General features: G+C 70.2%; 32 protein-coding genes, 1 pseudogene and 1 riboswitch. Of the genes and pseudogenes, 21 read left to right on the forward strand and 12 right to left on the reverse strand.

What is annotated here, in order from left to right; all coding sequences use genetic code 11:
* Positions 1 to 7 precede the first annotated feature (7 nt).
* From HJ588_RS16570 to HJ588_RS16590, 5 genes are all read right to left on the reverse strand, one after another.
* Positions 8 to 766: an IclR family transcriptional regulator gene (locus HJ588_RS16570; protein WP_171157670.1), complete on the reverse strand. Its 759-nt coding sequence runs from the start codon at positions 764 to 766 to the stop codon at positions 8 to 10.
* Between the two features lie 39 nt (positions 767 to 805).
* Positions 806 to 1,558 (reverse strand): SDR family NAD(P)-dependent oxidoreductase, encoded by a 753-nt coding sequence (locus HJ588_RS16575; RefSeq protein WP_171157672.1) that lies wholly within the window; start codon positions 1,556 to 1,558, stop codon positions 806 to 808.
* Positions 1,530 to 2,924 carry an MFS transporter gene (locus tag HJ588_RS16580; protein WP_171157674.1) on the reverse strand — a complete coding sequence of 465 codons (1,395 nt, stop codon included), beginning with the start codon at positions 2,922 to 2,924 and terminating at the stop codon, positions 1,530 to 1,532. The genes HJ588_RS16575 and HJ588_RS16580 overlap by 29 nt, the downstream gene beginning before the upstream one ends.
* Before the next feature lie 156 nt (positions 2,925 to 3,080).
* Complete coding sequence (locus tag HJ588_RS16585; RefSeq protein WP_171157676.1) at positions 3,081 to 3,350, reverse strand: DUF7218 family protein; 270 nt, start codon at positions 3,348 to 3,350, stop codon at positions 3,081 to 3,083.
* Between the two features lie 123 nt (positions 3,351 to 3,473).
* A complete protein-coding gene (locus tag HJ588_RS16590; RefSeq protein WP_171157678.1) occupies positions 3,474 to 4,256 on the reverse strand; it encodes a helix-turn-helix domain-containing protein in 783 nt (260 codons plus the stop codon).
* A 117-nt stretch (positions 4,257 to 4,373) separates the two neighbouring features.
* Between HJ588_RS16590 and HJ588_RS16595 the strand changes: the two genes are divergently transcribed.
* Together HJ588_RS16595 and HJ588_RS16600 are read left to right on the forward strand one after the other, a co-directional pair.
* Entirely contained in the window at positions 4,374 to 4,724 is a 351-nt protein-coding gene (locus tag HJ588_RS16595) for a nuclear transport factor 2 family protein (protein ID WP_171157680.1), read from the forward strand.
* A 75-nt stretch (positions 4,725 to 4,799) separates the two neighbouring features.
* Complete coding sequence (locus tag HJ588_RS16600) at positions 4,800 to 4,997, forward strand: hypothetical protein (protein ID WP_171157682.1); 198 nt, start codon at positions 4,800 to 4,802, stop codon at positions 4,995 to 4,997.
* 92 nt (positions 4,998 to 5,089) lie between these two features.
* Here HJ588_RS16600 and HJ588_RS16605 read toward each other — a convergent pair whose 3' ends face one another.
* A complete protein-coding gene (locus HJ588_RS16605) occupies positions 5,090 to 5,896 on the reverse strand; it encodes a sigma-70 family RNA polymerase sigma factor (RefSeq protein WP_171157684.1) in 807 nt (268 codons plus the stop codon).
* 238 nt (positions 5,897 to 6,134) lie between these two features.
* Between HJ588_RS16605 and HJ588_RS16610 the strand changes: the two genes are divergently transcribed.
* On the forward strand, positions 6,135 to 6,836 hold the full coding sequence (locus HJ588_RS16610) for a GAF and ANTAR domain-containing protein (protein ID WP_171157686.1): 702 nt from the start codon (positions 6,135 to 6,137) through the stop codon (positions 6,834 to 6,836).
* Positions 6,837 to 6,866: 30 nt separating this feature from the next.
* Here the strand turns inward: HJ588_RS16610 and HJ588_RS16615 are convergent, their stop codons facing one another.
* Positions 6,867 to 8,354 carry an HAD-IIIA family hydrolase gene (locus tag HJ588_RS16615; RefSeq protein WP_171157688.1) on the reverse strand — a complete coding sequence of 496 codons (1,488 nt, stop codon included), beginning with the start codon at positions 8,352 to 8,354 and terminating at the stop codon, positions 6,867 to 6,869.
* A 118-nt stretch (positions 8,355 to 8,472) separates the two neighbouring features.
* On the opposite strand from HJ588_RS16615, the gene HJ588_RS16620 reads away from it, so the two are divergent.
* From HJ588_RS16620 to HJ588_RS16635, 6 genes are all read left to right on the forward strand, one after another.
* Entirely contained in the window at positions 8,473 to 9,501 is a 1,029-nt protein-coding gene (locus HJ588_RS16620; protein WP_171157690.1) for an ABC transporter substrate-binding protein, read from the forward strand.
* A gap of 66 nt (positions 9,502 to 9,567) precedes the next feature.
* Positions 9,568 to 10,530, forward strand: coding sequence for a FecCD family ABC transporter permease (locus HJ588_RS16625; RefSeq protein WP_246242815.1), 963 nt, complete (start codon positions 9,568 to 9,570; stop codon positions 10,528 to 10,530).
* A 2-nt stretch (positions 10,531 to 10,532) separates the two neighbouring features.
* Positions 10,533 to 10,772: an ATP-binding cassette domain-containing protein gene (locus tag HJ588_RS19835; RefSeq protein WP_281358935.1), complete on the forward strand. Its 240-nt coding sequence runs from the start codon at positions 10,533 to 10,535 to the stop codon at positions 10,770 to 10,772.
* Positions 10,733 to 11,143, forward strand: coding sequence for an ABC transporter ATP-binding protein (locus HJ588_RS19090; RefSeq protein WP_212756114.1), 411 nt, complete (start codon positions 10,733 to 10,735; stop codon positions 11,141 to 11,143). The genes HJ588_RS19835 and HJ588_RS19090 overlap by 40 nt, the downstream gene beginning before the upstream one ends.
* Complete coding sequence (locus HJ588_RS19095; RefSeq protein WP_212756115.1) at positions 11,140 to 11,301, forward strand: hypothetical protein; 162 nt, start codon at positions 11,140 to 11,142, stop codon at positions 11,299 to 11,301. Before HJ588_RS19090 ends, HJ588_RS19095 begins: the two co-directional genes overlap by 4 nt.
* 31 nt (positions 11,302 to 11,332) lie before the next feature.
* The gene (locus HJ588_RS16635) at positions 11,333 to 11,692 is read left to right on the forward strand and encodes a BlaI/MecI/CopY family transcriptional regulator (protein WP_171157692.1); all 360 of its coding nucleotides are present in this window, start codon (positions 11,333 to 11,335) and stop codon (positions 11,690 to 11,692) included.
* On the opposite strand, the gene HJ588_RS19605 is transcribed toward HJ588_RS16635, so the two are convergent.
* From HJ588_RS19605 to HJ588_RS16645, 3 genes and pseudogenes are all read right to left on the reverse strand, one after another.
* Positions 11,632 to 13,050 (reverse strand): heavy metal translocating P-type ATPase, encoded by a 1,419-nt coding sequence (locus HJ588_RS19605; RefSeq protein ID WP_343036806.1) that lies wholly within the window; start codon positions 13,048 to 13,050, stop codon positions 11,632 to 11,634. The genes HJ588_RS16635 and HJ588_RS19605 overlap by 61 nt on opposite strands.
* 122 nt (positions 13,051 to 13,172) lie before the next feature.
* Positions 13,173 to 14,000 (reverse strand): annotated as a pseudogene (locus tag HJ588_RS19610) (cytochrome c oxidase assembly protein); the annotation flags it as partial.
* 11 nt (positions 14,001 to 14,011) lie between these two features.
* Positions 14,012 to 14,668, reverse strand: coding sequence for a hypothetical protein (locus tag HJ588_RS16645; RefSeq protein WP_171157696.1), 657 nt, complete (start codon positions 14,666 to 14,668; stop codon positions 14,012 to 14,014).
* A gap of 139 nt (positions 14,669 to 14,807) precedes the next feature.
* Here HJ588_RS16645 and HJ588_RS16650 point away from each other — a divergent pair, with 139 nt between their 5' ends.
* Positions 14,808 to 15,701, forward strand: coding sequence for a cation diffusion facilitator family transporter (locus HJ588_RS16650; RefSeq protein WP_171157698.1), 894 nt, complete (start codon positions 14,808 to 14,810; stop codon positions 15,699 to 15,701).
* Between the two features lies 1 nt (position 15,702).
* Here HJ588_RS16650 and HJ588_RS16655 read toward each other — a convergent pair whose 3' ends face one another.
* Both HJ588_RS16655 and HJ588_RS16660 read right to left on the reverse strand, forming a co-directional pair.
* Positions 15,703 to 16,206 (reverse strand): HNH endonuclease, encoded by a 504-nt coding sequence (locus tag HJ588_RS16655; protein ID WP_171157701.1) that lies wholly within the window; start codon positions 16,204 to 16,206, stop codon positions 15,703 to 15,705.
* Between the two features lie 121 nt (positions 16,207 to 16,327).
* A complete protein-coding gene (locus HJ588_RS16660; RefSeq protein ID WP_171157703.1) occupies positions 16,328 to 16,861 on the reverse strand; it encodes a cysteine hydrolase family protein in 534 nt (177 codons plus the stop codon).
* Between the two features lie 101 nt (positions 16,862 to 16,962).
* Here HJ588_RS16660 and HJ588_RS16665 point away from each other — a divergent pair, with 101 nt between their 5' ends.
* The 11 genes from HJ588_RS16665 (at position 16,963) to HJ588_RS16715 (ending at position 24,273) form a co-directional block, all read left to right on the forward strand.
* Positions 16,963 to 17,787 carry a class II glutamine amidotransferase gene (locus HJ588_RS16665; protein WP_171157705.1) on the forward strand — a complete coding sequence of 275 codons (825 nt, stop codon included), beginning with the start codon at positions 16,963 to 16,965 and terminating at the stop codon, positions 17,785 to 17,787.
* 20 nt (positions 17,788 to 17,807) lie between these two features.
* Entirely contained in the window at positions 17,808 to 18,626 is an 819-nt protein-coding gene (fdhD, locus tag HJ588_RS16670; protein WP_171157707.1) for a formate dehydrogenase accessory sulfurtransferase FdhD, read from the forward strand.
* A 27-nt stretch (positions 18,627 to 18,653) separates the two neighbouring features.
* A complete protein-coding gene (gene clsA / locus HJ588_RS16675) occupies positions 18,654 to 19,238 on the forward strand; it encodes a cardiolipin synthase ClsA (RefSeq protein ID WP_171157709.1) in 585 nt (194 codons plus the stop codon).
* Positions 19,235 to 20,206: a DUF881 domain-containing protein gene (locus HJ588_RS16680; RefSeq protein ID WP_171157712.1), complete on the forward strand. Its 972-nt coding sequence runs from the start codon at positions 19,235 to 19,237 to the stop codon at positions 20,204 to 20,206. The genes clsA and HJ588_RS16680 overlap by 4 nt, the downstream gene beginning before the upstream one ends.
* Positions 20,203 to 20,535, forward strand: a complete 333-nt coding sequence (locus HJ588_RS16685) for a small basic family protein (RefSeq protein ID WP_171157714.1) — start codon at positions 20,203 to 20,205, stop codon at positions 20,533 to 20,535. Before HJ588_RS16680 ends, HJ588_RS16685 begins: the two co-directional genes overlap by 4 nt.
* A 29-nt stretch (positions 20,536 to 20,564) precedes the next feature.
* Positions 20,565 to 21,347, forward strand: a complete 783-nt coding sequence (locus tag HJ588_RS16690; RefSeq protein WP_343036766.1) for a DUF881 domain-containing protein — start codon at positions 20,565 to 20,567, stop codon at positions 21,345 to 21,347.
* A 54-nt stretch (positions 21,348 to 21,401) separates the two neighbouring features.
* Positions 21,402 to 21,791 carry a glycine cleavage system protein GcvH gene (gene gcvH / locus HJ588_RS16695; RefSeq protein WP_171157718.1) on the forward strand — a complete coding sequence of 130 codons (390 nt, stop codon included), beginning with the start codon at positions 21,402 to 21,404 and terminating at the stop codon, positions 21,789 to 21,791.
* A gap of 29 nt (positions 21,792 to 21,820) precedes the next feature.
* Positions 21,821 to 22,330, forward strand: a complete 510-nt coding sequence (locus tag HJ588_RS19840; RefSeq protein ID WP_171157721.1) for an FHA domain-containing protein — start codon at positions 21,821 to 21,823, stop codon at positions 22,328 to 22,330.
* Positions 22,327 to 23,013, forward strand: a complete 687-nt coding sequence (gene ftsR / locus HJ588_RS16705) for a transcriptional regulator FtsR (RefSeq protein WP_343036767.1) — start codon at positions 22,327 to 22,329, stop codon at positions 23,011 to 23,013. The genes HJ588_RS19840 and ftsR overlap by 4 nt, the downstream gene beginning before the upstream one ends.
* A gap of 10 nt (positions 23,014 to 23,023) precedes the next feature.
* On the forward strand, positions 23,024 to 23,512 hold the full coding sequence (locus HJ588_RS16710) for a bifunctional nuclease domain-containing protein (RefSeq protein WP_171157723.1): 489 nt from the start codon (positions 23,024 to 23,026) through the stop codon (positions 23,510 to 23,512).
* Between the two features lie 218 nt (positions 23,513 to 23,730).
* Positions 23,731 to 24,273 (forward strand): MerR family transcriptional regulator, encoded by a 543-nt coding sequence (locus tag HJ588_RS16715; RefSeq protein ID WP_171158535.1) that lies wholly within the window; start codon positions 23,731 to 23,733, stop codon positions 24,271 to 24,273.
* Between the two features lie 70 nt (positions 24,274 to 24,343).
* Positions 24,344 to 24,433: riboswitch (glycine riboswitch) on the forward strand.
* The last annotated feature ends 40 nt before the right edge of the window (positions 24,434 to 24,473 follow it).

Below are 24,473 nucleotides of genomic sequence, written 5' to 3' on the forward strand. Positions count from 1 at the left end.
AGCACCGCTACTCGCATCGCGGCGGACCGGTCCAACCCAGCTCGTGGGAGATCGCCGTGGTCGCCTCAATCAGGGTCGGCACGAGTGCGGTGAGCTGTTCGATGTCGGCCTTCTGCCGGAACGCGGTGATCGAGATCGCACCCGCCACCTGGCCGGCGTGGTTCCAGACCGGTGCAGCGACGCAGTTGGAGTAGGTCTCGAACTCGCCCTCGTCGGTAGCCCAACCCTTGCGCCGGACATCGTCCAGCCGCCGCAGCATCTCCTCGGGCGAGGTGATCGTCGCGTCGGTGTATCGGGTCCAACTCGCCGACCGCAGCACGGCGTCCCGGCGGTCCGGCGGCAGGTTGGCGAGGATCGCCTTGCTGACACCCGCGGTGTTGACCACCACGTCACCGCCGATGTGCGTGTTGAGGGTGATCGAGTTGTCCGGCTCGACCTTGTCGACGTAGATCAACCGGTCACCCTGAGGCACCGCGAACTGGATGGTGTGGCCGACGGTTTCGCTGAGCTCGACAATGTGGCCGTGCACGAGCGATCGCAGGTCGAACTGCGCGAGGGCAGCATGGGCCAGCCCCGCCAGCCGGAACCCGACACCCAGCAGCCCGGCGTCATCACGTCGCAGAAACCCCGCATCCATCAGCGAGTTGACCAGCCGCAGCGCCGTCGTGCGGTGCACATCGAGCGCCTGCGCCAATTCCAATATCGTCCGCGGACGCTGACTGCACAACTCGATGACCTCGATCGCCCGGTCCACGGTCTGCGGCATCTGGTCCTCGTCCTTCCGTTGGGCGCCTGGCCCGCGTCGTCAGCCGAAATGCTGGCCGCCGTTGACGTCGGTGACCGTCCCGGTGACGAACTCCGCCCCGTCGGACGCGAGCCACAACACTGCGGCAGCGACGTCCTGCGGGCGGCCGGCACGGCCCAGGGGGATCGTATCGACGGTCTGTTCCTTGGAGTCCGGCGTGGTGAACGTGTCGTGGAACGGCGTGTCCTCGATGAAGCCCGGGGCGACCGCGTTGACGGTGATCCGGCGGTCGGCCACCTCCTTGGCCAGGCCGCGGGTGAAGCCGAAGATCGCGGCCTTGGACGCGGCGTACGCGGTCGCACCCGGGTGGCCGCCAGTGCGGCCGGCGAGCGAGGCGATGTTGATGATGCGACCGCCGTCCGCGAGCAGCGGCAGCGCGTGGTGGGTGACCAGGAACGTGCTGTCGGCATTGAGCGCCATCACGGTGTGCCAGAGCTGCGGGCTCATGTCCGCGATGGTCGAGCGCTGCACGAGGCCACCGACGTTGTTGACCAGTATGTCGAGGCCACCCCACTCCGCTCCGAGCTTTCCCAGTGCTGCGGCGACAGCGTTGTCGTCGGTCGCATCGAGCGCGAAAGCCGTTGCGCCAGAGCCAAGTCCGGCGATCACGGTCTCGTCCGGTGCGTGTGTGCGATAACTGACCGCCACCTGCGCACCGGCGTCCGCGAGGATCGCGGCGATGGCCGCGCCGATGCCCACGCCGCCCCCGGTGACGAGGGCACGCTTACCGGTCAGATCGAACTGTTGATGCATGGTGTTCCTCCTGGAACTCGTTAGTGTGTTCGGTGGGAGCGGTGAGCCGCACCGATCCTTCGGGCCGTCGGTCGGCGTACCAGAACGTCGCGACCGCCGTCACCAGTAGCACCCCGGCCAGGAACACCAGGCTGAGGCGATCGTTGCCGGTGACCTCGTTGAGAAGCCCGACCAGGTATGGCGCGACGAACCCGCCGAGGTTGCCCACGCCGTTGACCAGGGCGAGACCGGCCGCTGCCGCTGCTCCGGTGAACGCTGCGGACGGCATGGCGAGCAGCGGCGCCGTGCCGGCATACACGCCGCAGGCCGCGACGATTAGGCACAGCAGCGCCACTGGCGCCGACCACCCGGCGGTCAGCGCGGTGCCGAGTAGGCCGGATGCCGCCAGCACCATGCTGGCGGCGGCGTGCCGGGCACGTCGCCCGGTGCGATCGGCCCGCTTGGCCCACCAGTGCATGAAACCGGCGGCGAACGCATACGGGATCATCACGATGAAGCCGAGCTGGGTGCTGCTGAAGCTGCCGAGGGCGTCCACAATGGTGGGTAGCCATAGCCTGAAACCGTAGATGCCGCAGACCATTCCGAAGTTCAGCGCCGCGTAGGCGAGAGCGCGGCGGTCACGCAGGCCGTCGGTGAACCGTTCGCGGCCGGCCGCCGGACGCGACGCCGCGTCGGCAGCCATCGTCGCGGTGAGGCAGCGCCGCTCTTGTGTGCTGAGCCAGCCTGCGTCCTCCGGCCGGTCCGTCAGCAGCCGCGGCACGAGGAAGCCGAGCAGGATCGCCGGCACCCCCTCGAGCAGGAACAGCCACTGCCAGCTGTGGATGCCGAGCAGGCCGTCCAACCCGAGCAGCAATCCCGACAGCGGTGCGCCGATCGCGTTAGAGATCGGCTGGGCGAGGACGAAGAGACCCAGCACGGTGACGCGTTCCCTGGCCGGGAACCACAGGGTCAGGTAGAAGAGGATCGCAGGGAAGAAGCCGGCCTCGGCGATCCCGAGCAGGAGCCGGACGATGCCGAACGACACCGGACCGGTGACGAAGGCCATCGCGCAGGCAGCGACACCCCAGCTGACCATGATGCGTGCGATCCAGAAGCGGGCGCCGTAGCGGTACATACCCGCGTTGCTCGGGATCTCGAAGAGTGCGTAGCCGACGAAGAACAAGCCGGCGCCGAATCCGTAGGCGACGGAGGTCAATCCGATGTCGCCTGACATCTCCAGCTTGCCGAAACTGACGTTGTTGCGATCGAGGAAGGCGATGAAGTAGAGCACCCCGATGATCGGCAGCAGTCTGCGCCGCACCTTGCGCGAAGTGGCCGACGCCAGCTCGGGCCGGAGGATCGGTGTCGGTGATATCGATTCGGTCATGACTGTCTCCAGTGCAATGGTCGCACACGATGTGCGAATACTGCACACTATGTGCACGTGGTGCACCTGGAGTCAAGAGATGGGTGGCGCGGTGGCGCGGCCGAACATGGCGAAACCGCCGACAGGTCGGCGGTTTCGTCGGGTGGTCGGGCGCGGTCAGTGACTGCGTAAGGCGTCGATGAGTTCGTCCTTGCTCATCGAGGACCGTCCGGAGATCTCGAGCTCGGCGGCACGTTCGTCGAGCTGGTCCTTGGTCCAGTCCTCGTATGCCGGGTGCTCGCCGCCCCTGCGGCCCACCTCGGAGCGCGAGGTGTCGGCGGCCGCATTGGCGATCCGCGCCGACTTCTCCTTGCTGTTGCCCTCGTCGCGCAGCTTCTCGTAGAGCTCGTCATCCTTGACCGACGGTCCGGGCTTCTTCTCGGGCATGTGCGGTTGCTCCTCTCCGACTGGCGGATGTGCACCCTCCTGCCTACCCGGTCGCGGCGACCTGACACAACCACCTGACCCGAGCGCCTGATCCGGCCGCCTGACTCGAGCACCGGGCAGGGGTCAGGCGAAAAGGCGTCGCGTCGAAGCGTCCGCCGGGAGGAACGTCTCCAGGTGCAAACCTTCCAGGGCCGCGTCCGTCGCGGTCGTGAGGCGTGCCGTCGTGCTGAAGAACCGCAGCGTGCCGTCGGCCGTCTCCAACTCCAGCGTGACGACCGGGCCGGTCACCCCGGGGCCGTCAGGCGCGTCGACGAGCGCAGCGAGCTCGTCGAGTTCATTGAGTTCATTGAGCTCGTTGACGAGACCGGCGTGCCGCGCATCCCGGGTCTGGAGCGCCCGGTGTCGCAGTTGCCGCAGCAGATGCCCGGACCACTCGGCGAGATTGGCGATGCGCGGTGCCAGCCCTTGCGGGTCGACACAGAGCCGCAGCACGTTGATCGGCGGTTCGAGCAGATGTGGCGCACAGCCCACGAGCAGCGCGTCCACCGCGGCGTTGGCGTCCACCACATCCCAGTAGTCGTCGAGCAGCAGCGCCGGGTAGGGCAGATGGGCGTCGAGCAGGTCGCGCAGGCCGGCCATGACTCCCGCGAGCGAGTCGTCGTCGAGCGAGCTGTCGCCATACCGCGGCGCGAAACCGCCGGCGAGCAACAGCCGATTACGTTCTCGCAGAGGGATATTCAGATGCTCCGACAGATGCAGGATCATCTGCGGTGTAGGTCTCGCCTTGCCCGTCTCGACCCTGCTGAGGTGGCGCGTCGACACCGTCGAGATGTCCGACAACGCCTGCTGGCTGAGCGCCCGACTCTCCCGCCATTCGCGCAGCAACTCACCCACGGCAGCAGTCATGGTGGCCAGCGTATGGCGCGGCGTCCTCGCCGCCATGACCTGCGAGGTCATGGCGCATCGTCGTCGCGGGGCAGAGGCTCGTCACGTCACCGAGAAACCAATGCAAAGGAAACCGTGATGGACACCGTTGTCAACGACTACCTGGCCACCTGGAACGCACAGGGCGAGCAGCGAACTGCCTTGCTGCAGAACACTTTCGCGCAGGATGTCACCTACACCGATCCGCTGGCGGAGACGACCGGCCGGGCCGAGCTCGATGCCGTGATCGATGCGGTGCAACGGCAGTTCGCCGGCATGACGTTCACCCCGATCGGGAAGCCGGACCGTCATCACTCGCAGGTGCGTTTCCAGTGGGGCCTGGGCCCGGCCGGAGCGGAGCCCGTCGTCGTCGGGTTCGACGTGGTCGTGCTCGACGGCGACGGCCGGGTCGCCGACGTGCGCGGCTTTCTCGACAAGGTGCCGGCCTGATCGCGCGATGCCGTTTGGTGTCCGCCGTGCCGGGTAGGCGACTGGTGCAACAGCCGCAGGCGAAGGAGGAGAACCATGACCGACGCTTCACATGCACGCGGATCCGGCGCACCGGGTGAGGACGACGAGCAGACCGATGGTGGTCGCGGCGCGCGAGCATCCGGCAGCAGCAACGACGTCGCGAGCGGCGGCAGCTCCGAGCATGCCGAGTCGGGCAGCAGCGAGGAGGAGGACGCCGGAGACACCGGAGACGCCGGAGACACTGAGGACTGAAGGGTCTTCGGCGACACCGCCCCCGTGGGCCGGGCCGCTCCCGCGGTCCGGCCCGCGGAGGCGGGCTCGCAGTCTGAGCAGTCTGACGAGTCTCACGCGTCGGCGTCGGCCGACCGCGCGGTGAGGTGTTGCTGCAGGCGCGCCAGAATGCCGGTCAGCAGGCGGGAGACCTGCATCTGGCTGGTGCCGATCCGTTCGCCGATCTCGCGCTGCGTGAGGTTGTCCACGAAGCGCAGCCGCACGATCTGGCGCTCTCTTGAGGTGAGTGCCGCAAGGGCGGGCCGGAGCTCCTCGACCATCTCGACACGCTCGAACGCCTCGGTGGAGCTGCGGTCGGGCAAAGTGTCCGCCAGCGACACCGACGTGTCGTCGCGCAACGGTGCGTCCAGCGACTCCGACCGATACTGCTGGTCGGCGGCTTGCGCCATACGCACTGCCTGTGGGGGTTCGCCGAGAGCCTGCGCCACCTCGTCGACGCTCGGTGCGCGACCGAGCTGCTGCAGCAGGTCCTGCTGGGCGGCCTGCACCTTGATCCGGTTTTCCTGCACCGCCCGTGGGGGACGGACCGCCCAGCCGTGGTCGCGGAAGTGCCGTTTGAGCTCCCCGGAGATGGTCGGCACCGCGAACGCGCGGAACGTGCGGGCGTGCTGTGGACTGAAGCGGTGCACGGCGAGCACCAGGCCGACGAAGGCAACCTGGCGCAGGTCGTCGGCGTCGATGCCGCGGCCCTCGAAACGTCGCGCCAGGTGCCGCGCCAGTGGCCGCTGCAGCAGGATCGCCTGCTCGCGGTAGCGCGCCGCCTGGGACGCCTCGGCGCAAGAATGAGCGAGCGCGAGAAGTGCGTTGGTTCGAACCTCGACCGTGTCGTCGACATGGGAGGCTTGGATGACGGAAGGCATGTCTGCCCGTTCGCAGAAGACCAACCTGACCAGCCCGTCTGCTTGAGCTGATGTCGTCGGCTCCAGCAGATCACAGAAGCCGTGCTCCTCACAAGGGGCACACGGGTCAGGACGGCGAATTCGACCGCGTGGCAGGGTGTTCCGCCGGGCTCTCCGGAGTCCGGCAGTGCACCGGCGTACGCTTTCCAGCACGTGTGTACGACGGGGCACGACGGATCGGCGACGAGCGGACGGTGCGATGAAACAGAGCGTGACCGAGCAGGCGGGCGACCTGGCGCGCCTCGCCGAGGATCTGCATGCCGCCACGGATCCGATCGCGACCGCGGACCAGGTCGTGCAGTTCGCCTGCCGGGAGCTCGGTGCTGACCACGGCGGCATCACTCTGCTGGCTCGAGGCGGCCGCCTGCAGACCGTCGCGCCGACCGACCCCCTCGTCGGCCGGCTGGACGAGTTGCAGGAGGAGGTCGGCGACGGGCCGTGCAGCGAGAGCGCCACGGAGCAGGAGACGGTCTTCTCGGCCAACCTCGCGATCGACAACCAGTGGGGCGGATGGGGACCGGCCGCGGCCCGGCTGGGCATCGAGAGTGCTCTCGCCACCCAGCTCAGCGGCCGGGACGGGCGACGACTCGGAGCGCTCAATCTCTTTTGGCGCCAGCCCCATGCGTTCGACTCCAACGACATCGCGTTCGCGGCGTTGTTCTCCCGGCACGCGGCGATCGCCCTCGAGGTCGCCCAGACGCAGGAGGGCCTGCGCACCGCGCTCGACGCTCGCAAGCTGATCGGGCAGGCGCAGGGCATCCTGATGGAGCGCTACCGGCTCGACCCCGACCGGGCCTTCGAGGTGCTGCGCCGCTTCTCGCAGGAGAAGAACCTCAAGCTGCGCGATGTCGCGGCCCATCTGGTCAGCGCGGGCAGCCTGCCGGCCTCGGACGGTGACTGAGCGATCCGGAACCACCCCGCGGCCGGGTCGTCAGGGGACGTCGCCGCGCAGGATCAGGTCGATCGCGGTCCCGAGATCGCCGGCGGTGCGCGGAGCGGCGGCGATGTCGGCGTCGGTCGTGCTCGGGTCGGGCACGAGCACGCTCCGCGCGCCCGCGCGCAGCGCGCTGGTCACGTCGGCCCCGAGATGTCCCACCACGGCCAGCGCGTTGACGGGCACGTCGAGGTCGCCGGCGGCGCGGCGTGGCATGCCGGGCTCGGGCAGCCGGCACGAACAGGCGACGTCGGGCGGGTGTGCGCACAGTTGCCAGGTGTCGAACGGGCCGAGCAGCCGGTCCACCTGCTCGTTGACGGCGCGCATCTGACTCCGGGAGACGTCCCCGGCCCCCACCGCGGTCTCGCTCGCCATCAGTCCGACCCGCACCCCCTTCCTGCGCAACCGGTCCACGGCCGCCCGGGCGCCCGGCAGCGGCTGCACCCGGTCCGGGTCGGTGTTGAGCGGGAGGTCGCGGATCAGGGTGCCGTCGCGCTCGAAGAGCACCGCGAGCACCTCCGTCGGCCAGGCCGCCGCGACACGATGCCGAAGCTCACCGCGAAGTCGTTGAGCGACCGCCACCGGCGGCACGACGACACTCGCCGCAGCTGCCCGCCACGATCGGGCACCCCCGCTCTCCGGCCGTATGACGCAGGCCGCGGCCAGCGCCGCGGTCGAGGCAACGGCAGCTCCGGCGGCCACCAGCGGCACCCGCCGGGGGATCGGCAGGCCCATTCCGCGAGCAGCTGCCGCGAGGTTGGCGGCCACGGCGGCGGCGGTCGTCCCGGCATACCACGGGAAACGACTGCGGGGCGCTCCGATGGCGCGGCGCCAGCCCCGCCCGTGCATGTGCCGCAGCAGCGCGTCGTCCGACATACACCGCTCCTGCACAATGGCGCCGGCCGGCCGATCGGGTTGCGGCACAGGGTGATCCAGCTGTCGTGCGTCCTGACGCAGCAACCAGCCCTCGCGGTGCATGCGCAGCGCGAGGTCGACTGCCGCGCGGCTGCCGCATCGGTAGCGCTCGTCGAAGCCGCCGACGTCGTTGAGTGCATCCTTGCGGGCGGCGAGGTCGGCCAGCCGCCACGGCGAGTCAGCGTCGTGTCCGGCGTGATCGGCGGACCCTTGGCCCTGGCTGAGTCCGGTGCGGGTGCCGGCAGCGGTCAGCTCACGGGTCAGCCCGGCGGCCCAATCGGGCGTGACCCGTGCGTCCGTCGGCAGGAAGACCACCCACTCGGTGTCGCACAGCCGCCAGCCGAGGTTCGCCGCCGCGGGCAGACCGCGGCCCCACGAGCGCACCACCTGCACGTCGGTCCGGGAGGTCAACTCCGGGGGAATCGCGATGTCCGGCAACGGGTTCGACCTGTCATCCACGATCACCACCTGCGCCACCCGCGCTGCCGGCTCGCCCGCGAGGCTGGTCAGCAGGGGGCGGAGCGAGGACTCGTCGGACGTTGGGATGACGACTCCCAGCGTCTGCGTCATCGGCAATCTCCTTCCACCCTGGCGTGATCCATGCTCGGGTTACCCGGAGGGAACAAGCTCAAAACCGACCGCTACTCTACGTTGTGTAGAACATCGATCGGAGAAGCCGGAGACGCGCATGCCCCTCACCTCCCGCATCGTCGCCCTGCCCACGGCGGTGCTTGCTCTGTCCGCCGTTGCGGCATGCGCAAGTGCGGGGTCGACCGGGGCCGGCGTGACCGGCTCGTCAGGGGCGACACCGAAGTCGTCCGGCGGGATGAAGGCCGGCGGGGGCGGCATGAACATGTCCGCCGCGCCGGCGTGCACGCCCGTGCCGAAGCCCGCGGCCGCGCCGCGCCGGATCGTCACCATGGACGCCGGTGCCGCCGCGTTCGTGCAGCGGCTCGGAGCCGGCGACCGCCTGGTGGGCACGGCGGCGCCCGACTTCCGCAGCGCCTTCACGGGCGAGGCGCGCGCCGCACTCGACACGGTGAGGGTGATCGATCCAGGACGTGGCAACCGGGAGGCGGTGCTCGCCGCGAAACCCGATCTGGTCACCGGCATCTCGGTCTACGAGCTGGACTCCTTCGACGGCAACCCCACCGCGGATCAGTTGCGGCAGAACGGTATTGCGGCATACGTCGCCTGCCCCTCGACGAGCCCGGTCACCGACCTGACGCCGACCTACAAATACGTCAACGACCTGGCCGCGGTCATCGGCCGGCCGAGCGCCGGCAGTCAAGTCCTCGCCCAGCTCACGCAGCAGGCCGGTCACCGCTCGGGTGACACCCCGGTGGTGGCACTGTCGGCCGCCCCGACCGGCGGTCAGGGCATCAGCACCCGCGGGTCGACGAGTCTGGCCAACGGCATCATCACGCTCGCCGGCGGCAGGAACATCGCATCGTCGGTGCGCAGCGACCTGGCGCAGCTGTCCGCGGAGCAGGTGAGTGTCGCCAACCCGAAGGTGATCGTCGCCGTGAGCGGACTCGGGCCGCAGACCGGCTCGGAACTGGTCGAGGCGATCACGGCCAGTCCGCTGCTGCAGAGCACCGAGGCGGTCCGCTCGGGCAACGTCGTGGTGGTCCCGCAGTCCATCCTGCTGTCGCCGAGTCTGCTCAATTCACAAGCAGTTTCGACGATTGCGGATGCCGTCGCGAAGGCGAAGTGAACCGCTCGGGGCTGTTGCGCGCTCCCGCTGCCGGCGCTTCTCGCCGCCGGCGGAGTCGCACTGATCCTGTCGGCGGTCGTGGCCACCGGCGTCGGCGCGGTCCACGTCGCTCCGGCCGACGTCGTCGCAGGTCTCTGGCGTGGCGCGACCGGTGCAGACCGCACGGGACCCTACGACTTCATCGTGTGGAACCTGCGCGCGCCGCGCGTGCTCGAGGCGATCTTCGTGGGTGCCGGCCTCGCGCTGGCCGGCGCGATCGCCCAGGCCGTCGTCGGCAACCCGATCGCCGACCCCTACGTCCTGGGGCTCTCGTCCGGTGCGGGGCTCGGCGCGGTCGCGGTCATCACGACCTTCGGTGTGGGGGTGGCGGGCTCGCTGAGTCTGCCGGCGGCGGCCTTCGCGACCGCCCTGCTCACCGGGCTCCTGGTGCTGCTCCTCGCCAGATCCGGTCCGCGTCTTGACCCGAGTCGCCTTGTGATGGTTGGCATTTCGGTCGGCAGCCTGCTCGCCGGGATCACCTCGTTCCTGCTGTTGCGCAGCGGCAACGGCGACGCGGCGAGGCAGGTGATGTTCTGGCTGCTGGGCAGTCTGTCGGGTGCGCAGTGGCGGCTGGTGGTCATCAGCGCGCCCCTCGTCCTGCTGGCCGGCTGCTTCGCCCTGCTGCGCGCCGGCCGGCTCAACCTCTTGTCGCTCGGCGACGACTCCGCTGCGGCACTCGGCATGCGACCGGCCCGCGCCCGTGCCGGATTCTTCGCTCTCGCAGCGTTTCTCACCGGCGTGGTGGTCGCCGTCTCGGGCACGATCGGCTTCGTCGGTCTGGTGATGCCGGCCTTCGCGCGCGTGCTCGTCGGTGCGGACCACCGACGGGTCCTTCCTGTGGCTGCGCTGCTCGGGGCGTTGCTGGTGCTGCTCGCGGACACCGCGGCACGCACGGTCCTCGCGCCCACCGAGCTGCCCATCGGGATCCTCACCGCATTCGTCGGAGTGCCCGTCTTCGTGCTCGCGGTGCGTCGGCAGGCGGCGCCGTGACCATGCTCCGGATCGAGGGTCTGGTGGCCGGCTGGGGGAGCCGCACCGTGCTCCACGACGTGACCGTGACGGTGCCGGCCGGTGCCTTCACGGCGGTCGTCGGACCCAACGGAAGTGGCAAATTCACGCTGCTCGCAACACTTTTCGGCGGACTCACGCCATACGCCGGCACGGTGCGACTGGGGAGCACGACCTGCTCGGCATGCCCCCGCGGCAGCGCGCCCGGCGCGTCGGCGTGCTGACCCAGCAGCCCCCGCTCGGCCACGACTTCACCGCCGCCGAGATGGTGTTGCTCGGCCGGACACCCCATCTCGGTCTGTTCGCGCGGCCGACCGACTCCGACCATGCCCGCGTCCGATCCTGTATGGCGCAAACGGGCACCGCAGACCTCGCACCTCGCCCCATGTCCACCCTCTCCGGCGGTGAGCGGCAGCGTGTGCTGCTGGCGCGCGCACTGGCGCAGGAGCCGGACCTGCTGGTGCTGGACGAGCCGATCAATCACCTCGACCCCGGTCATCAGCTCGACGTGCTGGAGCTGGCTCCGGGGCCGGTCTCACCACGATCGCCGCGCTGCACTCCCTCGACCTGGCGGCGCTCTACGCCGACCAGGTGATCGTGCTGCACGGCGGCCGAGTCCGGGCGGCCGGCTCCGCGGCCGACGTGCTGACGCCCGGCCTGGTCCGCGACGTCTTCGGCATCGCCATCGAGGCGGTCGCCGACAGCCACGGCCGGCGACGGCTGCTGACGATGCCGTCGTCGCCCGCCAGGTAGATTTGGCCCGCACCACCAAGGAGGGAAAACAGTGCGGCGCAGCCACGGAGGACTCGAGGCGGAGGTGCTCCGGCTCCTGTGGTCCTACGACGAACCGGTCACCAGCCGGGTGCTCTGGGACGCCTTCGACGACGACGAACGTCCCGCGCGCACAACGCTGCTCACCGTGCTGAGCCGTCTGGAGGCCAAGGGCCAGGTGCAGCGGGTCGCCGGCCCGGGCGGCGCGTTGTTCAGCGCGACCCGCACCGACGCTGCGCAGGCTGCCGACACGATGACGGAGACCCTCGACCACGTGACCGATCGTCAGGCCGCTCTGACCCATTTCGCCGGTCAGCTCGACGGTGCCGACCTCGATCTCCTCCGGCGGGTGCTCGGGGACAGCGGCACGTGATCCGGCTGGTCTACGTCCTCGCCCCGCTGGCGGTCGCCTTCGGCGTGATACTCGCTGCGCCATACGCGCTGCGGTCGGAGCGGTGGGGCGTGCGCCACCCCGACCTCGCGATCGGCGCCTGGGTGTCGCTCATCGTGGCCGGCTGCGCGTTGTTCGCCCTGAGCCTCGTCGCGGCGCTCGTGCTGGCGCTCGTCAGCGCCGGACGCCATCACCACAACACCTGGCTCGGACCGACCGCGGTGACGATCCTCGCCTGGACGGGTCTGGCCGCGGTCGGCGCGCTGATTGCTCTGGTGGCAGCGCGATTCGAGCCCATGTCGCGCGCCGAGCGGGCCACCGACCTCCAGCTGGAGCTGCTGGCGGCGCGCTCGGGATATGCGCGCGACGAGATCGGCGGCATCCCGGTGGTGTATGTCGACGGCAGCCGCCGCGTCGACGACGCCGCGCAGGTCGTGCCGGACCACGATCACGTCGGCGGCCTTCATCGCGATGTCCGTGCCGCGCACGAGCGCGATCCCGAGGTCGGCCGTGGCGAGTGCCGCCGAGTCGTTGATCCCGTCTCCCACCATCGCCACGCAGTGGCCGTCGGTGCGGAGCTGCTCGACGGTGGCGGCCTTGCGGTCCGGCAGCACGCCGGCCCGCACGTCGTCGAGGCCGAGAGATCGCGCCACGGCACGGGCCGCGCCGGCGGAGTCCCCGGTCAGCAACACGGTGCGCAGACCGAGGTCGCGCAGTGCCTGCACCGCGGGTGCGGCCGACCGCTTGACCGAGTCGGCGACGCTGATCGCCGCCACGACCTCGTCGTCCACTGCGACGAGCACCGTTGCGGCACCGTCGGACTCGGCCTGAGCGATCGCTTCGACAGCGGCGAAGGGCACGTGCAGGCCGCGATCGTGGAAGAGCCCCGGGCGGCCGAGCAGCACGCGCCGGCCGGCGACCACACCCTCCGCGCCCGACCCGGGCAGCGCACGGAAGCCGGACGGCGGCCGCACCGCCCCGGTCGACTGCTCGGCATGGTGGACGATCGCCCGCGCGACCGGGTGTTCGGAGGCCGACTCGAGATCGGCTGCGAGACGGAGCACGGTGGCGTGGTCCATCGCGGCGACCTGGGTGACCTCCCGCACGGACATCGTGCCGGTGGTGAGGGTGCCGGTCTTGTCGAAGACGAGGTGTCGATCCTGCCGCTCATCTCCAACGCGTCGTGGCCCTTGATCAGGATGCCGAGCTGGCCCCCGCGGCCGACACCGACCATCAACGCGGTGGGTGTCGCGAGACCCAGTGCGCAGGGGCAGGCGATGATCAGCACCGCGACGCCATTGGCCAGTGCTTGGTCGACGGTGGCGCCGAAGGCCCACCATGCCAACCCGACTGCGATCGCGACGACGATGACCGACGGCACGAAGTAGCTGGTCACCCGGTCGGCGACCTTCTGCGCACGCGACTTTCGCCGCTGCGCCTCGTCGGCGATCGCGGCCATCTGGGCAAGCCGGGTGCGTTCGCCGACCGCGTCCGCGCGGACCACCAGCCGGCCGGTCAGGTTGGTGGTTCCGCCGAGCACGCCGTCGCCGGGACCGACCTCGAGAGGCATGGACTCTCCGGTCATCGGGCTGGTGTCGACCGTGCCCCTGGGGTGCGGTGTGGTCGCGCGCAGCAGGAGGGTGACGACGCCGCCGAGCACCATCAGGATCGGCCCGAGCATGTTGAGCGTCATGTGCAGTGCCATGTGCACGCTGAACTCCACCCCGGCGTAAGGGCCCATGCCTGAGGACGTCGAGACCGCGACGACCAGCCAGCCGAGCACCCAGGAGACGGTGCGGCAGACCGGCCAGCGGTCGCCCCGCCGGTGGAGCCGTCGCACCGCGAGCAGATAGCCGCCGATCGCGACCGTCGCGAAGGTGATGAAGAGCAGGTTCGGGCGCCAGTCCGCCAGGTAGGTCGCCAGGCCCCGCGCCCGGGTGACGTCGAAGCCGAGAAAGTTCTGCGCGATGGAGGTCGGCTCGAAATACTTCGGCGGCGGGATGCGTCCCATCAGCACGATCACGCCGGCGACCAGCAGGCCGGCGGCACCGGCCGCCTCCCAGCGCACCGGCCGGACCCGGACGAGTGCCACGATGGCGAGCAGCAGCGCGATCTTCAGCGTGAAGAGCCGACCGGTCCAGGTCGCCCACGGTGCGCCGCCGGCGAGCTCGAAGAGGCAGATCACCAGGTCGGCGGCGACTGCCACACCGGCGAAAGCCGAGCACCACGAACGCATTCGGCGTGCGCTCACCTCGTGCTGCAGCAGTTGCGGCTGGGTGACGGCGACCATCAGCAGGCCGATCAGGCCGGCCAGCGCCGCGAGGCGAACATCGCCGCGTCACCGCCGAAGTCGTGATTGGGCCCGACGAGCACCTGGGTGACCAGCGCCGGCGCGAGCACGCCGACCAGGACCGTCGGCAGCGCGAACGCCACGATCTCCCACTTCGCGGCGAGCAGCGCCATGGCTGCGCTGACGAAGGCGAGCACGGCGACCACCATCCACGCCCTTGGCAGGTAGGCGGCTTGCGCGAGGTAGCCGACCGCACCGTCCCGGCCGAGGGTGTCGAGCCCTTGCCCGGACGCGTCGGCGCTGTCGACGAAGACCAGGGCGACCGCGGTGACGCCCCACTGCAGGGACGCCCACAGGGCCGGCTGCAGCTCCTGGTCACGGCCGACCGCGAGCCGGTTGCCGCCGCGCCGGACGCGGAGGAAGGCCACGGTGAGCCAGACGCCGAGCGCGTATGCCGACGAGAGGTATGCCGCCAGCTGCAGCACGGCACTGGTCAGCGCCGTCGGCAGCCCCGGAGAGGACAGGTGGACCGGCGTGTAGCCCCCGTCGCCCAGCAGCACGACTCCGACGACCAGCACCAGCAGGGGCAGGAGAAGCGCGTAGGGAGCCGCCGGTCGGGCGGCCGAGGGCTCCTGCGCCGTTCCGGCGCTGCTCGGCTGGGCTTCCACGAGCGCAGATTTTACAGTTTGTAGAACGCCCGTCACCGGCCGGGCCGCGGGCGCAGCGGTTGCGCCGTCATACCGCATTAGATAATATCTGCGCAGATGTGAAGATATGAAGTGATCACTACGACTGAGGAGCGTGGGTATGAGCGCCGGACACAACCACTCACACGCCGGAGGTGTGCACCGCTGGCGGCTGCAGGTCTCCTTCGTGCTGGTCTTCGGCTTCTTCTTCGTCGAACTCGTCTACGGCCTGATCGCCGGCTCGCTGGCGCTGCTCAGCGACGCCGGGCACATGGCAGCCGATGTCGTCGCGCTCGGTGCCGCGCTCGTGGCGACCCGGCTGGCGAGCAAACCCGCGGGCGAGCGGCGCACCTATGGCTACTACCGCGCCGAATTGTTCGCCTCCGGGCTCGCCGTGCTGCTCATGCTCGGCGTCTCGGTCTTCATCGTGGTCGAGGCGATCGGCCGCATCGGCAGCACGCCCGAGGTGCAGACCGGGCCGGTGCTGATCGTCGGCAGCCTCGGACTGCTGGTCAACCTGATCGCCCTCGGTCTGCTGCGCGCCGGCTCCGGCGAGAGCATCAACGTCAAGGGCGCCTATCTGGAGGTGCTGGCCGACACCCTTGGCTCGGTCGGTGTGATCGTGTCGGGCATCGCCGTCGCGATGACATCGAATCCGTTGTGGGACACCGTGATTGCGCTCTTCATCGGCGGCTTCGTCGCGGTGCGCGCCATCATCCTGGGGCGCGAGGTGCTGTCCGTCCTCGGCCAGCAGGCGCCGGCCGAGGTGCCCCCGGCGCAGGTGCAGGAGGCGCTGGAGGAGGTGCCCGGCGTGACCGCCGTGCACGACCTGCACGTATGGCGCCTCACCTCCGGCATGGACGTCGTCACCGCCCACATCGTCGCCACCGACGACGAGTCGCACCCAGTGCTCGACCGTGCCCGGGCGATGCTCGCCGACCGCTTCCACGTCGAGCACGCAACCCTGCAGGTCGAGCCGGCCGCACACGTCGGGTGCGACGCCGTCGGCTGGTGAGCTACCAGGCGAGGTCCTCGCGGGTCGGCACGAACGGCTCCCAGAGCAGTCGCATGCCGGCCTCGTCGGGCGTCAGGTCGGCCTTGCGCTGGTTGCACGGCACGCACGCGGCCACGGCGTTCTCCCACGAGGTCGCACCGCCGCGCGACTTCGGCAGGACATGGTCCATGGTCGTCGCGGTCGGCTGGCCGCAGTAGGCGCACTGGCCGTGATCGCGCTTGAGCACGCCGGCCTGGCTGTAGGTCGGGGTGCCGTGCGAGAACTGCTCCCAGGTGATCTTCACGCCCACTTCGGTGAGCTTGATCCCGCCGCGCTTGGCGTAGGCCCACGTCATCTTCACGTAGCGGACCAGCCGCAGCACGGTCGGCTTGGGGAAGGGACCGAAGGTCTCCTCGGGGTGTGACTCCTCGACCGTGGCGACACCGCGCCACAGCATGTTCATGGCGTGTTTGATCGACACCGTGTGCAACGGCTCGTATCCCGCGTTGAGCACGAGCACCGACATGGCAGACCTCCTTCCAGGAGGAATGGTCACCGGTCAACGGGTCGATTGCGAGCCATTATCCGCGAACTCTGGCCAAACTCTGCGCTTTTTGTCCGGTTCTTCTCGGCTCATCGGCGCCCGATCAGTCGCCGAGCACCTCGATCAGCGGGGCGTAGAGCTCCATGATGCTGAGCGCCTTGCGGTGTTCGTCCGGCGTCGAGCCGGCGCAGCCGGGCGCCCACACCCGGGTCGCGATGCCGCTGTCGGCGATCGCCAGCGCGGTCGACAGCACACAGCAGTCGGTGGCGACGCCGACCAGGTCGACCGACTGCGCGGGGCCGATCGCCTCGCGCAGCGCCGGGCCCCACTTGCCGAACGTCGTCGCGTCGACGACCGGGACACCACGAAGCGCCGGGGCGACCCGCGGGTCGAACGCATAGCTGGGGGAGTCCGGCGGCTGCAGTGCGAACGGCCAGCGCTCGAAGTAGGCCTGCCATGCGCCCTCCGGATGCAGCGGCGCGACGTAGCGCGTCGCGACGATCGTCCCGTCATACGCAGTGATGCGCTGGACGATCCGCGGCACCACCTCCTCCGCCATCGGCGAGCCCCACGGGCTCGTCGCGTCGGTGAAGATGCGCTGGACGTCGATCACGATCAGCGCGGACGAGTCGGGCATGTCCGCACCTTACGCAGCGACCCGGGTCCGGAAGGGCCGACGAGTGAGCGCATGATGTATCGACGGTGAATTCGGCTCCGTCGAAAGGTGATGGGACGCTCATGTGTCGACTGCTCGGTTGGTCCTCGGACCGCCCGGTGACGGTGTCGGAGGTGCTCGGTGCACCGGCTCTCGCCCGCCTGCAGGAGCTGGCGACCGTGCACGCGCAGGGCTGGGGGATGGCCTGGTATGCCGAGGGTAATCCCGAATTGCACTGGCATCGCTCGATATCCGCCGCCGGCGACGACGGCGACTTCCTGCGGTTCGTGCAGGAGACGCCGAGCACCCGTGGTCTGCTGCACCTGCGACTGGCGACGCCGGGGCTCGGGCTCGACCTGGTCGACACCCACCCGTTCGTCGCGGGCGGCCTCGCCTTCGCGCACAACGGTGCGATCGCCCCGATCGACAAGCTCGAGCTGCTCCTGCCACCCGGTGCCGACGAGCCCGCCGGCACCACCGACAGCGAGCGCTACTTCGCCCGGCTGCGCGGCAACCTCGGCCACAAGCAGGGCGGCGCCGCCGTCGCGCGAGCGGCCGGACGGGTGCTCTCGCGCATCCGGTGGCACGGGATGACGACCAACAGTCTCAACGCGCTGCTGCTCACCCCGCGTGAGCTGCACCTGATCAGCCTGCACGACCCGGAGGCCGAGCCGCAGGACGTGCAGGTCTGGCCGGCGGATTACCCGACGCACCCGCCATACCTCGACCTGGACCTGTTGCAGCGCGACGGGCTCGCGGTGGTCGCCTCCAGTGGCATCCTGCGTGAGGAGGCCGGTACGACGAAGGTCGACCCGGCGAGCGTGGTCACCCTGGACGACGTCGGTCGCGTCGTGCGCACCAGTCAGATCACCGAACGCATCGTCAACCCGCTGCGACGCAGCGCCTGAAGGGGCGGAGGTCCCCGCCGATGGGCCGAATCACCAGCAGACACAAGGTGCTCCGCATCGACCTCGACCACGGCGAGACCCGCCGGGTCGAGACGGTCGCGGTCGAGGAGCCGTTGGAGATCAGGGTCGGCGACGAGGTGCTGACCGTGACGATGCGCACCCCCGGGCACGACATCGAACTCGCGCACGGCCTGTTGCAGGCCGAGGGCGTGATCACCGCTCGTGACGACGTGCAGGTGGCGCGCTACTGCGCCGACACCGAGCAGATGAACGTGCTGCAGGTGCTGTTGCGCGGGGCTGCGGCGGTGCCGACGACGGCGCAGCGCAGCCTCATCTCGCACGGCGGTTGCGGGCTGTGCGGCAAGACGAGCATCGACGCGATCGCGCAGTCGCCGGCGTTCGGCGGCGGGCCGGCCCGGTCCGACCTGCGCGTGCCGGCCGAGCGCATCGCGCAACTGCCGGACCTGCTGCGGGAGGGGCAGGAGGTGTTCGAACGGACCGGCGGGGTGCACGCGGCCGGGCTGTTCGGCCTGGAGGGGCCGGCGCGCGTCATACGGGAGGACATCGGGCGGCACAACGCGGTGGACAAGGTCACCGGATGGGCGCTGCTGGAGCAGGAGCCCACCGACGACAAGATCCTGATGGTCTCCTCGCGGGCGTCCTTCGAGATCGTGCAGAAGACCGCGATGGCCGGCATCGGGGTGCTCGCCTGCGTCTCGGCGCCGTCGAGCCTCGCGATCGAGGCCGCGGAGGAGCTCGGCATCACGCTCATCGCCTACACCCGCGGTCGCCGGATGACCGTGTGCAGCCACCCCGACCGGGTGGTCGTCCCGTCGTGAGCAGGGTGACCGCTTAGCATCGGGGGCGTGAACGAGGACCTGCGGTCGCTGCGCGCGCAGCTGTGGACGGTGCCCAACCTGCTGTCCGTCGCGCGCCTCATCGGGGTCCCGGTCTTCCTGTGGCTGATCGCCACGCGTCACGACCTGTGGGCGTTCTGGGTGCTGGTGATCTCCGGGGTCACCGACTACCTCGACGGTCAGATCGCCCGCCGCTTCGGTCAGGTGACCCGCCTCGGGCAGCTGCTCGACCCGCTCGCCGACCGCCTCTACATCCTCTCCACGATCGTCGCGCTCGCCTGGCGCAGCATGATCCCCTGGTGGCTGGTCGTGGCCCTGCTGGCCCGTGAGGTGATGGTTTTCGCGCTGGGCCCGACCCTGCGCAAGCACCAGCTGCCGATCCCGCCGGTCCACTTCATCGGCAAGGCGGCCACGTTCTGCCTGATCTACGGGTTCCCGCTCGTGCTGCTCGGCAGCCTGGACAACGGGTGGGGACACACCGGCCGGGTTGTCGGCTGGGCGTTCGTCTGGTGGGGCACCGCGCTCTACTGGCTCGCCGGCCTCATGTATGTCGGGCAGGTCCGCGGCATGGTGCAGCGGGTCCGCACCGCATGACGGGGCCGCAGGACACGAGCACCGCGCGTGGTGAGGGCAGCCGCCCCGCCGACCCCGCGTGGACGATGTCGCTGATCAACAACCTGATGCGGGCACCGCTCGATCCCGGGTATGCCGCTGCCGCCCGCAAACGCGAGGCAGCCGGCGGCCCGGCCGCGACCGGGTTGAAGTCGCCGCTGCTGATCGTCGCGATGCTCGTCATCGGGCTGGGGCTGGCCGTCGCAGCGCACGCGCTCCGCGTGCCCGCCGGGGTCGCGGACAAGGAACGCACCAACCTGATCGGCAGCATCGAGAGCCGCCAGAAGCAGATCGACACCGACACCCGCAAGATCAACGACACCCAGTCCGAGATCAACCGGTTGCAGGCGCAGGCGCTGTCCCGGCAGAACGACGCCTCGCTCGCCGACCGGCTGCGCAAGCTGGAGACGCAGACCGGCGGTGGCGCGGTCACCGGGCCGGGACTCACCCTCACCGTCGACGACGCACCGGGCGCCGGCACCGACGCGCAGGGCAACCCCCGCACCGACAGTTCCACCGGCCGGCTCACCTCGACCGACCTGCAGATCGTCGTCAACGGCCTGTGGCAGGCGGGCGCGGAGGCCATCTCGATCAACGGCCAGCGGCTCACCTCGCAGTCGGCGATCCGGTTCGCCGGCCAGGCGATCCTGGTCAACTTCCGCGCGCTGACCCCGCCCTACACGATCTCGGTGATTGGCGGCCCCGGCGTCGCGGACGCCTTCCGGAGCGACTCCGGTGGCGCCTACCTGCGCGGCCTGGTCGACGACTATCAGATCAAGGAGAAGCTCACGACCAGCTCCTCCGTGTCGCTGCCGGCCGCCGCGACACCCGCGCTGGCCTACGCGCACCCGCCGGCCGGCACGACATCTTCTGCTGCTTCTTCGGCAGCACCGACATCACCGGCTTCACCGTCCCCCTCTCGATCGACCCAGGGAGCACCCCGCCCATGATTCCGGCCATCGGCCTCGTCGTAGGTCTCGTCGTCGGCATCGTCCTGCATCCGGACGTGCCGCTCTCCCTGCAGCCCTATCTGCCGATCGCGGTGATCGCGGCGCTCGACGCCGTGTTCGGCGCGGTGCGCGCGGTGCTCGACGGCATCTTCGACGACAAGGTGTTCGTGGTCTCGTTCCTTTCCAACGTGGTCGTCGCGGCGCTGATCGTCTACCTCGGCGACCAGCTCGGCGTCGGTTCGCAATTGTCGACCGGGGTGGTGGTCGTGCTCGGGGTGCGCATCTTCAGCAACGTGGCGGCGATCCGGCGACACCTCTTTCACGCATGAGTGACGACCGAGGCGAGGACACGAACGCAGTGAGGCCCGCAGACGAGGACAGAGGCAAGGCGGTTTCGCCCCCTGCCGAGGCGGAGGCCGAGAGCGTGCGCACCGGCTGGTCGCGGCTGTGGCGGGCGGCCCGGCCGCGCGCGACCAAGGCCAACGCGCTGATCACCGTGCTGGCGCTGCTGCTCGGCATCGCCATGGTCGCCCAGGTGCGCGAGACGCGGTCGTCCGGCTTGGAGAACCTGCGCCAGGACGACCTGGTCGCGTTGCTCGACAGCGTCAACCAGCAGTCGATCAAGCTCGGCCAGGAGGCGGACAAGCTGACCACCACCCGCGACCGGTTGCGCAGCGGCGGGGGAGACCAGGCAGCGCTGCAGGCGGCGACCGAGCGGCTGCAGACCCTGGGCATCCTCGCCGGCACCCTGCCGGCGACCGGGCCCGGCATACGGCTGACGATCGAGGACCCGGGCAAGTCGGTGAAGTCCTCCGACATCCTCAACGCGGTCGAGGAGTTGCGCGACGCCGGCGCCGAGGCGATCCAGCTGAACGACGTGCGCATCGTCGCGGACAGCTGGTTCGGCACCGGCACGAACGGGCGGATGGTCGCCGACGGCAAGCCCCTGACCCCGCCGTACGTGCTGACCGCGATCGGCGACTCGCACACGATGGCGACCGCGATGGCGATCCCCGGCGGCGTGGTCGACGCGCTGAAACAGCTGGGCGCGACCCCGACCGTGACCTCGGTGCAGTCCGCTTCGGTGACTGCGTTGCGAGCGGAGAGCACGCCTCGTTACGCTCAGCCGAGCAGTCAGTGAGTCGGGCGCACCGACCACTTCCGCTGCGCGTCCGTCCCATCGGCAAGGAGACTCATGAGCGACCTCGAATACCCCGGCGACCTGCGTTACACCACCGACCACGAGTGGGTGAAGGACCAGGGTGACGGAGTCGTCCGGGTCGGCATCTCCGCCTTCGCGCAGGACGCTCTTGGTGACGTGGTGTACGTGAGCCTGCCGGGCGTCGGTGACACGGTCGACGCCGGCGGCTCCTGCGGCGAGGTCGAGTCCACCAAGTCGGTGAGCGATCTCTACGCGCCGCTCGCCGGCGAGGTCACCGCGATCAACGAGCAGCTCGACTCCACGCCGGAGCTGGTCAACAGCGACCCCTACGGCGACGGCTGGATGTATGAGTTGAAGCTCGCCGACGCGGGCGCGCTCGGTGACCTGCTGGACGTCGAGGAGTACAAGGCCACTCTCAGCTGACCGTCGTACCTCTGATCTAGGGTTGACCAATGACCAACGAAGAAGGCCAGTTCGGCGCGGCCGGTGACGGCAATGCCGGGCAGCCTGCCCCGGATGAGCGCGACTACGCCGGCGGTGACGCCACCACCGCCCGCATCCCTGCGGTCGGCGAGCCGGCCGCCCCGGAGCGGGTCAGTCAGTCCGAGGTGCGGCTGTCGGCCTCCGACCAGGCGACCATCGACGCGCTGCGTCCCGGCACGGCGCTGCTGCTGGTGCTGCGCGGCCCCAACTCCGGCGCCCGGTTCCTGCTCGACGACGCCGAGGTGAGCAGCGGACGCCACCCCGACAGCGACATCTTCCTCGATGACGTCACGGTGTCGCGGCGGCACGCGGTGTTCCGCCGCACCGACACCGGTTATGCGGTGACCGACGTGGGTTCCCTCAACGGCACCTACGTCAACGGTCAGCTGGTCGACTCCCGCGACTTGCAGACCGGTGACGAGGTCATGGTCGGCAAGTTCCGCCTGGTCTTCTACGGCGCCGGCACGTCCGGGTCGTGACGGGCCGCGCACCAGGCCTCACCATCGGTGCGGTGCTCGCGCGGCTGCACGAGGAGTTTCCGGACCTGACGCTGTCCAAGGTGCGCTTCCTGGACGCTCAGGGTCTGGTGTCCCCGGAGCGCACCGCCTCGGGCTACCGCAGGTATGACGAGCGCGACGTCGACCGCCTGCGTTTCGTGCTGACCTGCCAGCGCGACAAGTTCTGGCCGCTCAAGGTCATCCGCGAGGCGTTGGACGCCTACGACCGGGGGCTGCGGCCGGCCGCGCAGGACGACGGCCGCCCGTCCGCTCCCGCGCCGGCGACCGACCCGGCCCTCGCAGCGACACAGACGCCGGACGACGGCACCCCGGCGGACGTGCGGATCAATCGCGCCGAGCTGCTGCGCGCCACCGGTCTGCACCGCGACTCGCTGGCCGACCTGGAGTCGTTCGGGCTGCTGCGGATCGGCGCCGACGACCACTTCGGCGCACCCGACCTGCAGGTCGCGCACGCGGCGGCCAGCCTGCTCTCCTACGGGGTGGAGGCGCGCCATTTGCGACCGTTCCGGCTCGCCGCCGAGCGCGAGGTGGCGCTCGTCCAGGGCTTGACGGCCGGCCCGACCGGCGCCGACCGGGAGGAACTCGTGCGCCAATGCCTGGCACTGCACCTTGCACTGGTGCGCGCCGACCTCACCCGGGAGTAGCGTTGAGCCTGTGAAACAGGTCGACGTGATGGGTGTGCGGGTCGAGATGCCGACCAACAAGCCGATCGTGCTGCTGCGTGAGCGCGACGGCGAACGCTACGTGCCGATCTGGATCGGCGCACCCGAAGCCACCGCGATCGCCTACGCCCAGCAGGGCGTCACCCCGCCCCGGCCGCTCACCCACGACCTGCTGGTCGACGTGGTCGCCGGACTCGGGCACACCCTGTCCAGCGTGGTGATCACCCGCATGGAGGACAACATCTTCTTCGCCGAGCTCGTCGTCGACGGCGACCGGCGCATCAGTTCGCGGTCGTCGGACGCGATCGCGGTCGCGCTGCGCGCGGACGTGCCGATCTACGTCGACGAGGACGTGCTCGACTCGGTCGGGGTCGAGGTGCCGGTCGAGGAGGAGGACGAGGTCGAGCGGTTCCGGGAGTTCCTGGACAACGTTTCGGCCGAGGACTTCGAGACCGGGGAGGAAGGTCCGCCCGAGCGATGACCGAAACTCTCAAGTTTAACGTGAAGGTTAGTGTTGAATCGGCGGCCGCGACACGCGCGGCGGTCGTTGATTCGCCGGGGCTGCCGCCATACCGTGGCGGAGCATCACGCACCGCAGTCTGGGCCTGATGTCCCAGCCCGAACGCGCCGCAGCAAGTGGAGGATGTCGTGACCAGCAAGAGTGAAGCGCAGAGCGTGCAGTCCCACGCACCCGCGCCCATGCAGGAAGCGCTCTTCACCCACGACCTGCCGGAGGAGATGACCGAGTCGGTCGGCTACCGGGGCCCGGCGGTCTGCCGCGCGGCGGGCGTCACCTACCGACAGCTCGACTACTGGGCCCGCACCGGGCTGCTCCAGCCGTCGGTGCGCAACCCCTCCGGCTCCGGCCACCAACGGCTCTACAGCTTCCGCGACATCCTGGTCGTGAAGGTCATCAAGCGACTGCTCGACACCGGTGTCTCGCTCCAGCAGATCCGGGTCGCCGTCGGCGCACTGCGCTCGCACGGCGTCTCCGAGCTCGCCGGCATCACCCTGATGTCCGACGGCGCCAGCGTCTACGAGTGCACCTCCGACGACCAGGTGATCGACCTGGTCCGCGGCGGTCAGGGCGTCTTCGGCATCGCGCTCGGCACCGTCTGGCGTGAGGTCGAGGGCTCGCTGTCCGAGCTGCCCGGCGAGCGCCCCGACGCCGAGGCGCCGGCCGAGCACCCGGGCGACGAGCTGCGCGAGCGGCGCGCCCGGCGCACCAGCGCGGCCGGCTGACGACACCGCCCCGCCGGGCGGCGGCTGGTCGGGCGCTTGGCCCGCCGGATGCTAAATTTGACCCTGCCGACGACACCGGGTGGGAGAGATCCGCTTACGCGGAGCGCCGAAGGGGCAACACTCCTCAGAACCTCTCAGGCACCAGGACCATCCGGGTGAGGCAACTCTGGAGGCACCGCACGGTGGCGACAGTTGGGGAG

Source organism: Flexivirga aerilata, assembly GCF_013002715.1.
Lineage (GTDB): Bacteria > Actinomycetota > Actinomycetes > Actinomycetales > Dermatophilaceae > Flexivirga > Flexivirga aerilata.

Coding starts and splice junctions, on each gene's coding strand:
- HJ588_RS16620 (WP_171157690.1), top strand. CDS start 8,473: ATGCCCCTCACCTCCCGCATCGTCGCCCTGCCCACGGCGGTGCTTGCT.
- HJ588_RS16655 (WP_171157701.1), bottom strand. CDS start 16,206: ATGTCGGTGCTCGTGCTCAACGCGGGATACGAGCCGTTGCACACGGTG.
- HJ588_RS16650 (WP_171157698.1), top strand. CDS start 14,808: ATGAGCGCCGGACACAACCACTCACACGCCGGAGGTGTGCACCGCTGG.
- HJ588_RS16680 (WP_171157712.1), top strand. CDS start 19,235: ATGACGGGGCCGCAGGACACGAGCACCGCGCGTGGTGAGGGCAGCCGC.
- HJ588_RS19840 (WP_171157721.1), top strand. CDS start 21,821: ATGACCAACGAAGAAGGCCAGTTCGGCGCGGCCGGTGACGGCAATGCC.
- HJ588_RS16585 (WP_171157676.1), bottom strand. CDS start 3,350: ATGCCCGAGAAGAAGCCCGGACCGTCGGTCAAGGATGACGAGCTCTAC.
- HJ588_RS19605 (WP_343036806.1), bottom strand. CDS start 13,050: ATGGTGGGCCTTCGGCGCCACCGTCGACCAAGCACTGGCCAATGGCGT.
- HJ588_RS16595 (WP_171157680.1), top strand. CDS start 4,374: ATGGACACCGTTGTCAACGACTACCTGGCCACCTGGAACGCACAGGGC.
- HJ588_RS16580 (WP_171157674.1), bottom strand. CDS start 2,924: ATGACCGAATCGATATCACCGACACCGATCCTCCGGCCCGAGCTGGCG.
- HJ588_RS19835 (WP_281358935.1), top strand. CDS start 10,533: ATGCTCCGGATCGAGGGTCTGGTGGCCGGCTGGGGGAGCCGCACCGTG.
- HJ588_RS16605 (WP_171157684.1), bottom strand. CDS start 5,896: ATGCCTTCCGTCATCCAAGCCTCCCATGTCGACGACACGGTCGAGGTT.
- HJ588_RS16615 (WP_171157688.1), bottom strand. CDS start 8,354: ATGACGCAGACGCTGGGAGTCGTCATCCCAACGTCCGACGAGTCCTCG.
- HJ588_RS16715 (WP_171158535.1), top strand. CDS start 23,731: ATGCAGGAAGCGCTCTTCACCCACGACCTGCCGGAGGAGATGACCGAG.
- gcvH (WP_171157718.1), top strand. CDS start 21,402: ATGAGCGACCTCGAATACCCCGGCGACCTGCGTTACACCACCGACCAC.
- HJ588_RS16660 (WP_171157703.1), bottom strand. CDS start 16,861: ATGCCCGACTCGTCCGCGCTGATCGTGATCGACGTCCAGCGCATCTTC.
- HJ588_RS16600 (WP_171157682.1), top strand. CDS start 4,800: ATGACCGACGCTTCACATGCACGCGGATCCGGCGCACCGGGTGAGGAC.
- HJ588_RS16610 (WP_171157686.1), top strand. CDS start 6,135: ATGAAACAGAGCGTGACCGAGCAGGCGGGCGACCTGGCGCGCCTCGCC.
- HJ588_RS16570 (WP_171157670.1), bottom strand. CDS start 766: ATGCCGCAGACCGTGGACCGGGCGATCGAGGTCATCGAGTTGTGCAGT.
- HJ588_RS16590 (WP_171157678.1), bottom strand. CDS start 4,256: ATGACTGCTGCCGTGGGTGAGTTGCTGCGCGAATGGCGGGAGAGTCGG.
- fdhD (WP_171157707.1), top strand. CDS start 17,808: ATGGGCCGAATCACCAGCAGACACAAGGTGCTCCGCATCGACCTCGAC.
- HJ588_RS16665 (WP_171157705.1), top strand. CDS start 16,963: ATGTGTCGACTGCTCGGTTGGTCCTCGGACCGCCCGGTGACGGTGTCG.
- HJ588_RS16685 (WP_171157714.1), top strand. CDS start 20,203: ATGATTCCGGCCATCGGCCTCGTCGTAGGTCTCGTCGTCGGCATCGTC.
- HJ588_RS16575 (WP_171157672.1), bottom strand. CDS start 1,558: ATGCATCAACAGTTCGATCTGACCGGTAAGCGTGCCCTCGTCACCGGG.
- HJ588_RS19090 (WP_212756114.1), top strand. CDS start 10,733: ATGCCCCCGCGGCAGCGCGCCCGGCGCGTCGGCGTGCTGACCCAGCAG.